12 protein-coding genes are annotated in these 15,138 nt (G+C 60.4%); 8 read left to right on the forward strand and 4 right to left on the reverse strand.

What is annotated here, in order from left to right; all coding sequences use genetic code 11:
- The first annotated feature begins 94 nt into the window (after positions 1-94).
- From A0257_19935 to A0257_19955, 5 genes are all read left to right on the forward strand, one after another.
- Positions 95-1,705, forward strand: a complete 1,611-nt coding sequence (locus A0257_19935; GenBank protein ID AMR29139.1) for a hypothetical protein — start codon at positions 95-97, stop codon at positions 1,703-1,705.
- An 82-nt stretch (positions 1,706-1,787) separates the two neighbouring features.
- Complete coding sequence (locus A0257_19940; GenBank protein AMR29140.1) at positions 1,788-2,573, forward strand: hypothetical protein; 786 nt, start codon at positions 1,788-1,790, stop codon at positions 2,571-2,573.
- Between the two features lie 203 nt (positions 2,574-2,776).
- Entirely contained in the window at positions 2,777-3,181 is a 405-nt protein-coding gene (locus A0257_19945; protein ID AMR29141.1) for a hypothetical protein, read from the forward strand.
- Positions 3,182-3,187: 6 nt separating this feature from the next.
- Positions 3,188-3,649 carry a hypothetical protein gene (locus A0257_19950; GenBank protein AMR29142.1) on the forward strand — a complete coding sequence of 154 codons (462 nt, stop codon included), beginning with the start codon at positions 3,188-3,190 and terminating at the stop codon, positions 3,647-3,649.
- Between the two features lie 183 nt (positions 3,650-3,832).
- Positions 3,833-6,109, forward strand: a complete 2,277-nt coding sequence (locus A0257_19955) for a transglycosylase (GenBank protein AMR29868.1) — start codon at positions 3,833-3,835, stop codon at positions 6,107-6,109.
- Between the two features lie 709 nt (positions 6,110-6,818).
- Here A0257_19955 and A0257_19960 read toward each other — a convergent pair.
- From A0257_19960 to A0257_19970, 3 genes are all read right to left on the reverse strand, one after another.
- On the reverse strand, positions 6,819-7,148 hold the full coding sequence (locus tag A0257_19960) for a hypothetical protein (protein ID AMR29143.1): 330 nt from the start codon (positions 7,146-7,148) through the stop codon (positions 6,819-6,821).
- 80 nt (positions 7,149-7,228) lie between these two features.
- Positions 7,229-7,555, reverse strand: a complete 327-nt coding sequence (locus tag A0257_19965) for a hypothetical protein (GenBank protein ID AMR29144.1) — start codon at positions 7,553-7,555, stop codon at positions 7,229-7,231.
- A gap of 437 nt (positions 7,556-7,992) precedes the next feature.
- A complete protein-coding gene (locus A0257_19970) occupies positions 7,993-9,414 on the reverse strand; it encodes an arginine decarboxylase (protein ID AMR29145.1) in 1,422 nt (473 codons plus the stop codon).
- A gap of 367 nt (positions 9,415-9,781) precedes the next feature.
- On the opposite strand from A0257_19970, the gene A0257_19975 reads away from it, so the two are divergent.
- From A0257_19975 to A0257_19985, 3 genes are all read left to right on the forward strand, one after another.
- Positions 9,782-10,756, forward strand: coding sequence for an arginase (locus A0257_19975; GenBank protein ID AMR29146.1), 975 nt, complete (start codon positions 9,782-9,784; stop codon positions 10,754-10,756).
- Between the two features lie 68 nt (positions 10,757-10,824).
- Positions 10,825-12,621: an arginine--tRNA ligase gene (locus A0257_19980; protein AMR29147.1), complete on the forward strand. Its 1,797-nt coding sequence runs from the start codon at positions 10,825-10,827 to the stop codon at positions 12,619-12,621.
- Between the two features lie 142 nt (positions 12,622-12,763).
- Positions 12,764-13,345, forward strand: a complete 582-nt coding sequence (locus A0257_19985; protein AMR29869.1) for a Rossman fold protein, TIGR00730 family — start codon at positions 12,764-12,766, stop codon at positions 13,343-13,345.
- Positions 13,346-13,483: 138 nt separating this feature from the next.
- On the opposite strand, the gene A0257_19990 is transcribed toward A0257_19985, so the two are convergent.
- Positions 13,484-14,746: a hypothetical protein gene (locus tag A0257_19990; GenBank protein AMR29870.1), complete on the reverse strand. Its 1,263-nt coding sequence runs from the start codon at positions 14,744-14,746 to the stop codon at positions 13,484-13,486.
- Positions 14,747-15,138 lie beyond the last annotated feature (392 nt).

Here is a 15,138-nt window from a genome sequence, read left to right on the forward strand (position 1 = left end):
TGCTGGGGTGATTGCTTCGCAGGCTCGCAATGACAAACGGATATCAAAACTCTTTTTTTTACTTAATCACTTTGAAAAACAAAGTTCTTTCCAAATGAATCCAACTGCTTCCTGGTCGGCTCCGGCCGCCGCCGCGCCTACGCCCATTTACCGCATTTCGACGCTGCTGGGCAGCTTGCTGGTGCTGGCCACGGGGCTGAGCGACTACTTGTTCTGGAGCCAGAGCCTGGGCCTGAACGTGCTGGTTTACCTGGTGTTCCTGGTGGGGGCGCACTTGGCGCTGCTGCCGCGCTACGCCCCGGTGCGGCGCACGGCGGGCTTCTGGGTGGCGCTGGCCGGCTGCCTGCTGAGCGGCGGGCTGGTGGCCTGGTACGGCTCGGGCGCGGCGGCGCTGGCGGCGTTGGTGTCGGGCCTGCTGCTGGTGGGGCTGGTGAGCCAGCCGCCGCTGCGCCTGGTGAGTTCGGCCGTGTTGACGGCCGCGCTGGGGGTAGGGCCGGCCGTGCGGGCGGTGCTGGGCAACGTGCGGGCGCCACGGCAGGTGGGCAGGCGGCTGCGGCGGGGCTGGTTCTACGCCCGGCTGCTGGGGCTGCCGCTGCTGGCGTTCGTCGTTTTCCAGACGCTCTTCGCGGTAGCCAATCCGCAGTACGGGGCGCTGAGCGCGCGGTTTTTGGGGGCGCTGGGCGACTGGCTGGGGCGGCTGCTGGACGCGATTTCGGTGCCGCACGTGCTGTTTTTGCTGCTGTGCGGGGTGGGGGCGGCGGGCGCGCTGGTGGCGGTGCCGGTGCATTTTTTCACCGATTACGAGGCGCGCTTTGGCGAGTTCGTCGGGCGGCAGCGCGACGGCGTGGCTTCGCTGGGCGTGCGGCGGCCCGATTTCCGGCGCACCGACCGCCGCCTGCTCGACCTGCGCAAGGAGTGGCTGGCGGCCGTGGCCTGCTTCGGCCTGCTGAACGCGCTGCTGCTGCTGGTGAACGCGGTGGATATCCGCTGGCTGTGGTTTGGCTTCGAGCCGGCCCCCGACTTCGACCTCACGCAGTTTGTGCATGAAGGCACGTACGTGCTGATTTTCAGTATTTTGCTGGCGGCGGGCATCATGCTGTGGTTTTTCCGGCGCAACCTCAATTTCTACCAGCCCGGCCTACCCCTGCTGCGCTGGGGCGCCACGCTCTGGACCGGGCAAAACCTGGTGCTGGCCGTGAGCGTGGGGCTGCGCAACTACTACTACATCGTGCATACGGGGCTGGCTTACAAGCGCATCGGGGTCTATGCGTTCCTGCTGCTCACGGCCTATGGGCTGGGCACGCTGCTGCTCAAAATCTGGCGGCGGCGCTCAACTTTCAGCCTGGTGCGGCTCAATTCGTGGGCGGCCTACGCGGTGCTGCTGGCGCTGGCGGCCGGCAACTGGGAAATCTGGATTGCTGAGTATAATCTCCAATCTCGCTTTCCGCGCCTCGACATCGGCTTTTTGCTGGCCATGCCGCCCCGCGTGCTGCCCGTGCTGGCCGCCCACGAGGCCGCCCTCGACCAGGTGAACTACCTGTCGGCGGCGGATGGCGATGGCTACACCGTCCCCATCGAGCGCGCCGAAGCCCACCGCCAGCTGCGCCAGCGGCTGCTGGCCTTCCGCAACGCCTACCCCCTGCAAAACTGGCAAAGCCGCACCGGCGCGAATGAGCGGGCTTATGCGGCGCTGGTCGGACACTGAAAAACTGGTTGAGAATGCTACCCTGACTGCTTTTCTGAGCTAAAAAACAAACTTCTCTACCCCCCTCAATTCTCCCGAAGCCATGACCTTCACCGATTTCAAAACCTACTTCGAGGCCAACCAAGGCCACTACGCCGACCTGGCCTGGGACGACCCGCACCAGCTCACGGCGGCCGAGCTGCGCGCCGTGCGCGCCTCGCTCCAAACCTTTCAGCGGGGCGAAAGCTCGGAGGGGCACTTTCTCTACGCCCGCGCCAAGCGGCTCGGCGATGACGAATACCTGGCCGCTATGCGCCTGTTTATCAAGGAAGAGCAGACCCATGCCGCTGTGCTGGGGCGCTTCCTGGACCAGCAAGGGATTTCGCGCCTGCGCGGCCACTGGCTCGACACCGTATTTCGGGGCCTGCGCCGGGTCTTGAGCCTGGAGCACACACTGCGGGTGCTGCTCACGGCCGAGGTGGTGGCCGCCGTGTACTACCGGGCGCTGTTCAGCGCCACCTATTCGGGGCTGCTCCAGCAGTTGTGCCGCCGCATTATGTTGGATGAGGAGATGCACCTCAACTTCCAGTGCTTCACCCTGCGGCACCTTTCGGCCGGGCGGAGGGGGGTAGGGAATTGGCTGCGCCGCCACGCCTACCGCGCCCTAATGGCCGGCGCGGCGCTGGCCGCCTACGCCGCCAGCCGCCCCACCCTGCGGGCCGGCGGCTACGGGCTGCTGAGCTTTCTGGCGGCCATCGCGGCCGAGTATCGGCGGGTGGAGGGGATGCAGCGCGCCGGGGCGCTCATCGCAGTGCGGGGCGGGCAGCCGGTGGCGCCGGTGGTGGCCGGGCCGCTGGGCGCGTGGCAGTGGCCGACTTTCGCCCGGTAGGGTGCGGGGCTTGCCCCCGCCCGTCGTTGAACGAAACACTTGGTGACGCCCGCCAAAGTCAAGCATCTTACGCAGCTTGCCCCCGCCCGTCGTTGAACGAAACAGTAGCGAATCGTTCAACGATGGGCGGGGGCAAGCCCCGCACCCTACTTGCCGATAAAGCAGTAGCTTAGGGGCACCTTCCCACTCCGCCTTTCCCCCGTATGGCCAGAACCTTACTCCTCTTTATCCTGGCTATCGCGATTGTGCTGGAATTGGCGCTCACGGTCGGCGCGTTTTTCTTTCCCGCGGCCACGCTGGCGCAGTTTGGGGTAGTTTACGGGCCGGAAACCACGTTTCTGGCGTTTCTCACGGGCTGGTTTTTGCTCTTTGTGACGCTGGCGGCGGGGCTGGCCTGGCAGTGGGTGCGGCAACGCCACGCCGGCTACGCGGGCCTGTGCTACCTGCTGGGCATTTGGTGGATAGGCATCGGTATCGGCATTTTCGTGGTTTTCGGCAAGCCGGATAATTTACTGCTCGATAGCCTAAAAGGCGTGTTTATCGTACTACTAACCTGGCGCAGCCAGCTGGGCGATTCCGTTCGCCCTACCCCTGCCTTGACTGCCTAAGTACCTATGAACCAAACCCTACCCCACCCAACGCCGCGCTCGCGCCCGGCAATGCGCCACGAGCCCAAGCAGCTGTCGCGGCTGGGGCAGGTGCTGGCCGGCCTGCAGCTCGCCAAGGAAACGCTGACCATCGTGCTGCTGGGCGTGCCGCTGCTGCTGGCCCAGCCGGTGCTGGCCCCGGCGGCGGTGCCGGGCGTGGTGCTCTATCTGTTTCGCTGGGTGATGGTGCTGGGCCGCATCCGGCGGCGCGCGGCGGCCGGCATCTGGTTCTTCACGCTTATTGATGAGCTGTGGGGCCTGAGCCTGTACCTGCACGCCTACGATGAGCCCACCGCCCGGCAGCTGCGCTACCTCAAGTGGAGCGTGGGCCTGGGGCTGACTTTCACGCTGGCCGCGCTGGCCGAAATCGGCTACCAGCGCTACCGCGAGGGGCGTCGCCTGCGCCGGGCACTGTTGCGGGCGGCCTAGCGTTGGGCCTGGCTGGTATCTTTGCCATTTCCTGCCCCTGATTTGCCGTTCATGGCCGACGAAAACCTGCCACCTGCCGCCTCCGATTCCACGCCCGCCCGCCCTGCCGCTTCGCGCCCAAGCCTCAAGCGGCCCGGCCGGGGCACCCGCCGCCTGGTGCGCATTGCCTGGACGCTTTTTTTCATCGGGGTAGGATTTTTTCTGACGTATCCGCTGCTGGTGCGCAGCAACTTTCTGTTCCTCTTCGGCAAGTCGCCGAGCCTCGAAGAGCTGGAAAATCCCAAAGTAGAGCAACCCTCGCAGGTCTTCACGGCCGATGGCGTGCTCATGGGCCGCTACTTCCGCGAAAACCGTTCGCCGGTGCGCCTCCGCGAGATGTCGCCCTGGCTCGTGAAGGCCCTCATCGCCACCGAAGACGCGCGCTACTACGACCATTCGGGCATCGACGCGCCCTCGCTGGCGGCCTCCATCTACTACGGCTTGCGGGGCGATAAGCGCGGCGGTTCCACCATCAGCCAGCAGCTGGCCAAGAACTTATATAAAACCCGTCGCGCCGAGAACCGGGGCGCATTGAGCCACATTCCGGGGGTAGGGACAATGGTAGCCAAAACCAAGGAGTGGATTACGGCCGTGGAACTGGAGCGCCGCTACACCAAGCGCGAAATCCTGCGCATGTACCTGAATACCGTTGAATACGGCTCCAATGCCTTCGGTATCAAGGTGGCGGCCAAGACGTTTTTCAGCACCTCGCCCGACAGCCTCAACGCCGTGCAGGCCGCTACCCTCGTCGGGTTGCTGAACAATCCCACGGCCTTCAACCCACGCTTTCACCCGGCCGCCTCGCGCCGCCGCCGCAACGTGGTATTGCAGCGCCTGGGTCAGGCCGGCGACTTGAAATTAGCCGAGGTGAAGGCTCTGCAAGCCGAGCCCATCGTGCTTGATTATCAAGTGGAAAAGCACGTCGATGGCCCCGACAACTATTTCCGCGGGGCCATTAGCCAGACGGTGAACCACTGGTGCGAAGCCCACGGCTACGACATGTACCGCGACGGCCTGCGCATCTACACTACCCTCGACTCACGCATGCAGGACCACGCCGAGCAGGCCGTGCATCAGCGCATGAAAATGCTTCAGCAGCAGTTCGATAGCTTCTGGCGCAACCGGGACGAAAATCCCTGGGTGGACGAGGAGGGCCACGAAATTCCCGGCTTCATCGAAACCCAGATGAAGCGCACCCAGAGCTACCACAGCCTGGCCGCCCGCTACCAGGGCCAGCCCGCGCGCCTCGATTCGGCCCTGCACGCCAAGCGCCCGATGAAGGTATTTACCTGGAAAAAGCAGGACGGCGATACCACGCTGGTCCTATCGCCGCTCGATTCGCTGGCCTATTATAAGCGCTTTTTGCAGGCCGGCATGATGACGATGGACCCTTTCACGGGCTCCATCAAAGCCTGGGTGGGCGGCTTGGATTACCGCTTTTTCCAGTATGACCACGTGAAGCAGGGCAAGCGCCAAGCCGGCTCCACTTTCAAGCCCTTCGTGTATCTCACGGCGCTGGCCAACGGCTACTCGCCCTGCGACCGGATTCGCGACCAGCGCGTGACGATTAACTACGTCGAAAACGGCAAGCCGATGGAATGGCAACCCGACAACGTGACCCGCGAATACACCGGCATCAACATGACGCTGCGCTCGGCGATGGCGCGCTCCGTCAACTCCGTCACGGCCCAGCTGACCGAGAAAGTGGGCTGGGGTAAAGTGGCCGAGTACGCGCATAAAGTGGGGATTACCAGTCCGTTGCTGCCGGTGCCGAGTATCGGCCTGGGCTCGGCCGGCGACGTGAGCGTGTACGAGATGGTGGACGCCTACGCCACATTTCTCAACAACGGCTTTCGGTCGGAGCCCCGCCTCATCACCCGCATCGAGGACCGCAACGGCAACGTCATCCAGCAGTTCGACCCCGTGCAGCACCGCGCCATCACGCCCGAAACGGCTTGGCTGATGACCTACATGTTGCGCGGCGGCATGGAGGAACCGGGCGGCACCTCGCAGGGCCTCTGGGATTTTCAGGACCTGTGGCGCAAAGACAACCAGATTGGCGGCAAAACCGGCACCACTTCCAACTATTCCGACGGCTGGTACATGGGCATCACCAAAGACCTGGTTTCCGGCATTTGGGTGGGCGGCGAAGACCGCAGCATCCACTTTTTTCGCTCGCAGCAGGGCGAGGGCGGCCGCATGGCCCTGCCCATTTTCGGCCGCTACATGGAAAGCATTTATAAGGATAAAAGCCTGAGCTACGACTACGGCCCCTTCCCCAAAGCCCCCGCCGGCCTCAAGCGTAAGTACGTGTGCTACACCGAGTACGAGCCCCGCCATCGCGCCGAAGCCATTGACACCCTAGCCGCCGATAACCTGCTCGACCAGCTGAACCGGGGGGGTAGGGATAGCGTGCAGTAGGGAGGAGGTTTACTCCGTCCACAATTCCATCGGAAGTTTTAATTCACGGGCAATAGATTTTAAAGTATTGCGATAGTGTTTATTGGTTTTCGACCTCGCAAATTCACTGGTAAATAAATTTAGCGCTTCCTGCTGATAGCCAGCGTGAAACATAGTTTCTATTTGTGCAGCAGGATAATCCGAATGATGACCGGCAATCAGAAAGGCATAAATATCTTCTCGGCCTTTTATGCTGAATAAATAAGGGTGAACATACTGAGTAAAATCATCAACTAATTGCTGGCTGATTTTTGCCATGTCAGATGTATCTGTGAGTTCAATCCAACTATCGGACGGACTGCTTTTAAGCTTTCCGTAGCGTTTGCGAACTGCGCAGACTACTTCTTGAAATTTTGGTCCTGACTCTTGGCCACTCAAATAGCGCTCAAAAATTTTCAAGTAAAACCCAATATTAACTGTGAATGCTAAGCTATCAGTAGAATTAGACTGAGACTTTTGGAATTGAACGATTCTCCCCCAACCATCTGGATTATAATACCGAAAATTGTTACCTGATTTTTTATAACCTAACGCTTTAAATTTAGGCCATAAAGTAGCTTTTACTAATTGGTCGAAAACTAAGTTGAGGTCAGCCATTTTTCTGAATTTATATTATTTCGATTTAAAAGCGCCTGGCTTGCAAGTAAATGCAGATTAAAGCTTCAAGTAGCTAAAGCTGCGCCAGGGCCGCCAGCGGATTAAGCACCGGCACTTGCGGCGTCGGAAAGCCTTTGGGGTCGCGGGTTACGAGGGCATTGGCCCGCACGTGCAGCGCGGCGAAGAGTTGAACGGCATCCTCAAAATCGGGTAGCCCCGCGCTCAATGCTTGTCGAACCATCTCGGCCGTAACGGGAGCTATCAGCACAACGCGGGCTAATTCAGACAATGCCGACATTACTTCGATTTCGGCTGTGCCGTGGCGGCGCATCAGGTAGTACACCGTGCTGAACGAGAGGCTGGAAACAGATAGCTGAAGCGCGCCTTTGGTGCCCAACTCCATGAGTTGGGTTGCCGGTCCAACAAATGGTCTTCTCGCCAACAAGAAGTCAAACACTACGTTGGTGTCCAGAAAATAATGTTTCACAGGTGGTATTTGGTTCGCATGGCTTCCCAACGCAACTCGTCGTAGGATTTATGCTCATCCTCGGGCTTGAGTTTGAGGCTACCTCGTAAAGCAGCTACGGCGGGCGATACCGGAAATTTATTATACAGCGCCTGCGCCTCCGGCGAGGTGTAATAATCCCACTCGGCCGCTTCCTGCGGGGTAAGGTTAGCGGGCCGGGGCGGTAAGACATAGGCCGGCGGCGCGGCGGGTTGGGGCTGTTTTAGAATGGCCTCCAGTTCCTCAATGGAGAACTCAGCGGGCACCTCCGGCATAATTTGCAGCAATTGTTCCTTGGTAAACATAGCGCGGGAAATGAATGAATGAATGAATGCTGGGTAAGTTACAGTTGGCCGGCCCAAAAAGATTCCTGTACCAAAAAGCGCCCGGCCCGCACGCAAATGCAGACCGGGCGCTTTCACCCAAAGGCGAGGATAATTTACTGGCGCTCGATGGCGGTGGCGGTGCTGGCCGTTACGGGCGCGGCCTTGGCTTTGGCCGAGGTGTAGGCGGGGCAGGTGCTGCGGCTGCAGGCACCGAGGCCGAAGGTAGCGGCCCCAACGGTGAGGATAAGAAGCTTTTTCATAAGGAATGTAAAAATGGAATGAAGTCGCGGTCAGGCTTCAAAGATAGGGGTAGGGAGCGCTTAGGTGGTTGAGAGCGTGCGTAGTTAGATGCTTTTCTGGGAATAGTGCCGCGCCAACTTCTTTGCCTCCTACCCCTGCCTAACGACTCGGTCGTCCTATTCCGTATAGCCCAGGATTTTTAACATGCTGGCCGCCTCCTGCTTGGGGGCAAAAACGGTGTCGGTGAGGGTGCCATCGGCGGCGCGGTCGAGGATGACGTGCTTGGGCGCCGGAATGAGGCAGTGCTTGATGCCACCGTAGCCGCTCAGGCTTTCCTGGTAGGCCCCAGTGTGGAAGAAGCCCACATAGATGGGTTCGTCGGTAGCGGGCTGGCTGCGAGCGGGTTGCAGCTGCGGCAGGAAGGTCTGATAGATGTGCTTCTCGGAGTTGTAGTAGTCCTGCGAGTCGCAGGTGAGGCCGCCGAGCTGGATTTTGCGGTAGGGCCGCTGCCAGCCGTTGAGGGCCAGCATAATGAAGCGCTGGTTCAAGGCCCAGGTATCGGGTAGGTTGGTGATGAACGAGCCGTCAATCATATACCACAACTCCTTGTCGTTCTGCAACTTCTCATCCAGAATGGAATAAATCGTGGCCCCGCTCTCGCCCACCGTGAAGATGCCAAACTCAGTGAAGATGTTGGGTTCCGGCACGCCCTCCTCAGCGCAAATGCGCTGGATGGTGCGCAGGATTTCGGCAATCATGTACGGATAGTCGTACTCCAGCTGAATAGAGGTCTGGATGGGCAGGCCGCCGCCAATGTCGATGGTTTGCAGACTCGGGCAAATCTTGCGCAGCTCGCAGTATTTGTGAATAAAGCGCGACAGCTCAGACCAGTAGTACGACGTGTCCTTGATGCCGGTGCTGATAAAATAATGCAGCATGGTCAGCTCGAAGCGCGGGTCATTCTTGATTTTCTGCTCGAAAATCGGCACCGCGTCGGCGTAGCGAATGCCCAGGCGCGAGGTGTAAAACTGGAAGCGCGGCTCCTCGTCGGAGGCCAGGCGCAGGCCCATTTTGACCTTGGTACCGGCGTTGACGTGGGCCGTGTAGTAGTCGATTTCGTTGGGCGAATCGAGGATGGGCGTGCAATTAGCGAAGCCGTCGTTGAGCAGCGCCGTGATATCGTGCTTGTACTCTTCGGTCTTGAACCCGTTGCAAATGATGTACTTAGCCTTGTCAAACTTGCCTTGCTCGTAGAGTGAGCGAATGATGCTGATATCGAACCACGATGAGGTTTCGAGGTGCACATCGTTCTTCAGCGCCTCATCGAGCACGAAGCGGAAGTGCGACGACTTGGTGCAGTAGGCGTAGGAATACGAGCCCGTGTAGCCGGTTTCGGCAATGCCGTCGGCAAACCACTTTTTGGCCCGCTGAATCTGGGAGCTGATTTTGGGTAAGTACGTGAGGCGCAGCGGAGTGCCGTGCTTTTTGACCAGGGCCATTAGGTCGATGTCGTGAAAAAACAACTCGTTGTCACGTACCTGAAAATCGGCGTTTGGGAAATCGAAGGTTTGGGTGATAAGGTCCTGGTAGGTATCCATTTACGGTAGTTGGTTGCTGGGTTTGGTTGTTAGTCGCTTGTCATTGCGAGCCTGCGAAGCAATCGCACCGGAACGATGGCAAAACGAAGAGGCGCGGGTTTCGTTCCGGTGCGATTGCTTCGCAGGCTCGCAATGACAAGCGTTGAGCAATCCAAAACCCAAAAAAAAGCCCGACCTTTGCGGGCAGCGTACCAAAAGTACCGCCGGGGGCCGGAAAGAGTTCAGCCCTCCGCATCGGTTTCCGATGGAAAGAAGCGACATGGCTACGGCGAAGTTTCGCCGCAAGGCAGCGCTCGCCTACCCCCCGCCGGGGGGGTAGGCGGCCCGATGCCGCGCCCCCGTGTCCCTACCCCCCCCTTCCCACCCGATGAAACGCATCAAGCTTATTGAAGTCCGCTCCGAACTCGGGGCCGGCACGCGCGGGGCCAGCCTCGGTCCCGACGCCCTGCGCGTGGCCTGCCTCAACAAAGGCTCCGACTATTTTCGGCGCTACAACGCCGTGGTGACGCAGGATTTGAACCACGTGCTGTTCGACAAAAATTCGTTTGCCCACGCCAAGCACATCGACGCGATTTATACCGTGCAGAAAGGAATTGCCAGCGCCGTGGAGCAGACGCTGCGCTTCGGCGAATTTCCGTTGGTGCTGGCCGGCGACCACAGCAGCGCCAACGCCACCATCGCGGGCATCAAGGCCGCCTACCCCCACAAAAAGCTGGGAGTCATCTGGATAGATGCGCATGCCGACATCCATTCGCCCTACACCACGCCCAGCGGCAACGTGCATGGCATGCCGCTGGCCGCTGCGTTGGGCGAAGACAACCGGCCCTGCCAGCGCAACCAACCCGACGCCGACACCGAGTTTTTCTGGCGCCGCCTCCAAAACCTGGCCGAGCCCGGCCCTAAGGTGCTCCCCGAACACTTGGTTTACGTGGCCGTGCGCGACACCGAGCCCGAGGAAAACGCCATTATCGAACGTCTGCATATCAAGTGGATAAAGCTCGACGAGTTTCAGGCGAAAGGCTCGCGCCAGCTCACGCGGGAGATTTATGAGCACCTGCGCTTCTGCGACCTCGTGTATATTTCTTTTGATGTAGATAGTCTCGATTCGGAGTTCAGCAAGGGCACCGGCACGCCCGTCGAAAAGGGTTTGTACCTCTCCGAAGCCGAAAACCTGTGCCAGGATTTGCTGGAAAACGAGCGGGTCGTGTGCTTCGAGATGGTCGAAATCAATCCCACCCTCGACAACGAAAACACGATGGCCAAAAACGCCTTCAATATTTTAGAAAAGGCTACCGCTGCCATCGAGCGCCGCCTGCGCATGGATGAGGTGGTGAGCCGGTAGGGGCGGTAGGGGCGGCCAGCGCCGCCGCCGGGTATTTGGGCCCGCCGCCCCGCCGTACCTTTGCCGCCGTGCAACAGCTAGAACAAACCCTCCAAACCGCCCTGCAAGCGGCCGCCCAGGCCACTTTCGGACAGGAAATTCCCGCCGCCAGCCTCGTGCTCCAGCCCACGCGCAAGGACTTCGCCGGCAGCTTCACCCTCGTCACGTTTCCGCTCACCAAAGCCTTCGGCAAAGGCCCCGAAGCCATTGGCCAGGCGCTGGGCGAGTGGCTGCAAGCCCACGCGCCCGCCGTGCGCGGCTACAACGTGGTCAAGGGTTTCCTGAACCTCGAAATTGCCGATGCTGAGTGGCTCAAGCTCTTCGGCGAGCTGCTGAGCCAGCCGGCCGGCGCGCCCGTGCCCTTCGACGGCCCCAAAAATGTGGTGGTTGAGTATTCGTCGCCCAACACCAACAAGCCCCTGCACCTGGGCCACTTGCGCAATAACTTTCTGGGCTACAGCGTGGCCGAGATTCTGAAGGCTACCGGCGCTACGGTCACCAAGGCCAATCTCGTGAACGACCGCGGCATCCACATCTGTAAGTCGATGATTGCCTACCAGCGTTTCGGCGAGGGCACCACGCCCGCGAGCGCGGGCCTCAAAGGCGACCACCTGGCTGGCAAATATTACGTGCTCTTCGAGAAGCATTACCGCGAGGAAATCAGGCAGTTAGAAGCCGAAGGCGTGGCCAACGAAATCGCCAAAAAGCAGGCGCCGCTGATGCTCGAAGCTCAGCAGATGCTGCAACAGTGGGAGGCTGGCGACGAGGAAGTAATGGCCCTCTGGCACCGCATGAACGGCTGGGTTTATGACGGTTTCAACGCCACCTACGCCAACATCGGCGTCGATTTCGATAAGTTTTACTACGAGTCGGGCACCTACCTGCTGGGCAAGGAGCGCGTGGCCGAAGGCCTGCAAAAAGGCGTGTTTTTCCAAAAAGAAAACGGCTCGGTGTGGGTTGATTTACAGGCCGAAGGCCTCGACGAAAAGCTGCTGCTGCGCGCCGACGGCACCAGCGTTTACATCACGCAGGACCTGGGCACGGCCGAGCTGAAATACCAGGATTTTGGCTACGACAGCAGCATCTACGTCATCGCCGACGAGCAGAACTACCACATGCAGGTGCTGCAAGCCACGCTCAAAAAGCTGGGCAAGTCCTACGCCGACGCCATTCACCACCTCAGCTACGGCATGGTCGATTTGCCCTCGGGCAAGATGAAAAGCCGCGAAGGCACCGTAGTGGATGCCGATGAGCTGGTGAAGGAGGTGGAAGAAGCCGCTAAAGCCGCGACCCTCGAAAAAGGCAAAACCGAAGGCCTCGGCGACGAGGAATTAACGCAGCTTTACCACACGCTGGGCCTGGGCGCGCTCAAGTATTACCTGCTGAAAGTTGACCCCAAAAAGCGCATGCTCTTCAACCCCGAGGAGTCGGTGCGGCTGGAAGGCGACACGGGGCCGTTTATCCAATATTCCTACGCCCGTATCTCGTCCATTCGTCGCAAAGCGCTGGAGCAAGGGGTAGCCGAAATTACCGATTTCAGCCAGTTAGACGCGCTGCAACCCACTGAGCAGGAGCTGATTCAGCAATTGGCCGGCTACGCGGGGGTAGTGGCCGAAGCAGCCCGTTCGCTCTCGCCCGCCGTGGTGGCGCAGTACGCCTACGACGTGGCCAAAAGCTACAACCGCTTCTTCACCGAAGTGCCGATTTTGAAGGAAGATATTAACCCGCTGAAAAAAGCTTTCCGCGTGGCCCTTTCCGACAAAACCGCCGAAATCCTCAAAACCAGCCTCGGCCTGCTCGGCATCGACGTGCCCGAGCGCATGTAAAGGTCCAAATAGTAAATTTAAGAACGTCATGCCGAGCTTGCCGAGGAATCTCGCTCGCATCGTTCGGGCCTCGTTCAATGAAGCGGGCGAGATTTCTCGGCAAGCTCGGAATGACGTTCTTAATTTACTGATAATGAATAATATGAAAAGCGTAGCAGTGTACTGCGGCTCCAGCAGCGGCAACCAGGAAATTTATACCCAACAAGCGCAGGAAATGGGTCGTGAGCTAGCTCGTCGCGACCTCACCCTCGTGTACGGGGGCGGCTGCGTGGGCCTCATGGGCACCATCGCCGACGCCGTGCTGGCCGAGGGGGGTAGGGTAATTGGCGTCATCCCCGGCTTTTTGGCTGATAAGGAGCTGGCGCACAGGGGCTGCACCGAGCTGCATATCGTGGACACCATGCACCAGCGCAAGCTGCTCATGGCCGACCTGGCCGAAGGCTTCGTAGCCATGCCCGGCGGCTTCGGCACGCTCGAAGAATTATTCGAAGTGCTGACCTGGGGCCAGCTGGGCCTGCACGGCAAGCCGGTGGGCCTGCTCAACACCCAGGGCTTCTACGACGCGCTGCTGGCGCTGCTCGACCACATGAGCGCCGAGGCCTTTTTGCGTCAGGAAAACCGCGGCCAGGTGCTGCAAAACCCCAACGCCGCCGCCCTGCTCGACGCGATGGCACAGTACCAGCCCGTGCGTCTCGAAAAGTGGCTCACGCCGGAAAAAAGCTAAGCGGCTGATTTAAAAACAAAAAAGAACGTCATGCTGAGCCTGTCGAAGCATCTCGCTCGCGCCGCTGGGTTACTTAACGGCGCGAGCGAGATGCTTCGACAAGCTCAGCATGACGTTCTTCTGCTCCCTGCTCACCACCTAACGCGCTAGCCGCAGGCCCGTGAACTGCCAGCGTTTATCGGCGTGGAAAAAATTGCGGTAAGTGAGGCGGATATGGCTCTCGGGCGTGGCGCACGAGCCGCCGCGCAGCACCAATTGATTGACCATAAACTTGCCGTTGTATTCGCCCAGCGGGCCGGCCGCGCGCTGGTAGCCGGGGTAGGGATGGTAGGCCGAATAGGTCCATTCCCAGCAGTCGCCGAGCAGCTGGTGGCACCGCGTGGGGTCGGCGTCGGGGGGTAGGGGTAGGGGGTCAAAATGGCCGCTTTCGAGCCAGTTGCCGCCCTCGGGCGTGGCGCCGAAGTGGCGGGCGGCCGTTTCCCACTCGGCCTCGGTGGGCAGGCGCGCCCCGGCCCACTGCGCGTAAGCATCGGCCTCGTAGAAGCTGATATGTGACGCGGGCGCCGCCAAGTTGAGCGGTGCCAGGCCGGTCGGGCCGTAGCGCTGCCACTGGCCCTCAGCGGTTTGCGACCAGTAGAGCGGGGCCGCCCAGCCCTCGCGGTTCACCAAATCCCAGCCCTCGCCCAACCAGAACTGAAACTGCCGGTAGCCGCCCGCCTCAATAAATTGCAAAAAATCGCCGTTCGTCACCAGTCGGTTTTGCAGCTCAAACGGCGCGACCAGCACCTCATGCACCGGCAGCTCATTATCAAACGAAAAACCCTCCTGCTGATGCCCAATGGCATAAATGCCGCCCGGCACCGGCAGCCAGGTCGCTTCGCTGAGTGAAGAGTTATTAAGTAGATTATTATCGGCTAACTCTTCACTTTTCACTCTTAATTCTTCACTGTCTAAATAGCCCGGTGCCAACGGGTTGGTGCTGAGGATGTACTTGATATCGGTGGCCAGTAATTCCTGGTGCTGCTGCTCGTGGTGCAGGCCCAGCTCGACCAGCTCGGTGGCGGTGGCGGGCAGCTCGGGCAGGCGGGCCAGCAGCGCAGCCATGTGCTCATCCACGTAGGCGCGGTAGCGGTGCACGTCGGCCAGCGGCGGGCGCGAGAGCGTGCCCCGGTCGGCGCGGTTTACCCTGGAACCCAGCGAGTTGTAATACGAATTGAACAGGTAGGCGTACTGCGGGTCATACACTTCGTAATCGGGCATAAAGCGCTGGAGCAGCATCGTTTCCCAAAACCAGGTGGTGTGGGCCAGGTGCCACTTGGGCGGGCTCACGTCGAGCGAGGGCTGCACCACCGTGTCTTCGGGCAGCAGGGGCTGCACCAGGGCCACCGACTGGGCGCGCACGGCCTGGTAGTGGGCCGGCAGCGCCGCTTGCGGCGCGGGGGCCGCGGGGGGGTAGGGCAGGGAAGCAAAATTCATAAGCGAAGGAAATCAGCTGGGCGCGAAACTGCTGCTGTAACTGCCAGATGCCGCCCTGGGTTATGGACGCCGGCCCCGTTGGCAACCCGGCAAAATGCTGCCCTGCCGGCGCTCTGCGGCGGGGCGACACGCAGCTAGCGGCAACAGCGCGGAAAATTTTTGGCGCGACGGAATTTCTGCCTTGCTAACATGGTTTGCATTGGCCAGCACCCACTGGCGCATTTGCCAGGCCATTATCACTACATTTTAGCTAACAAATTCTCCCCTTAAATGAGTACGAGTAGCCTAAACCCAAGCCGGCCGGTTTCCCTGTCGCC

Source organism: Hymenobacter psoromatis, from assembly GCA_001596155.1.
Taxonomy (GTDB): Bacteria; Bacteroidota; Bacteroidia; order Cytophagales; family Hymenobacteraceae; genus Hymenobacter.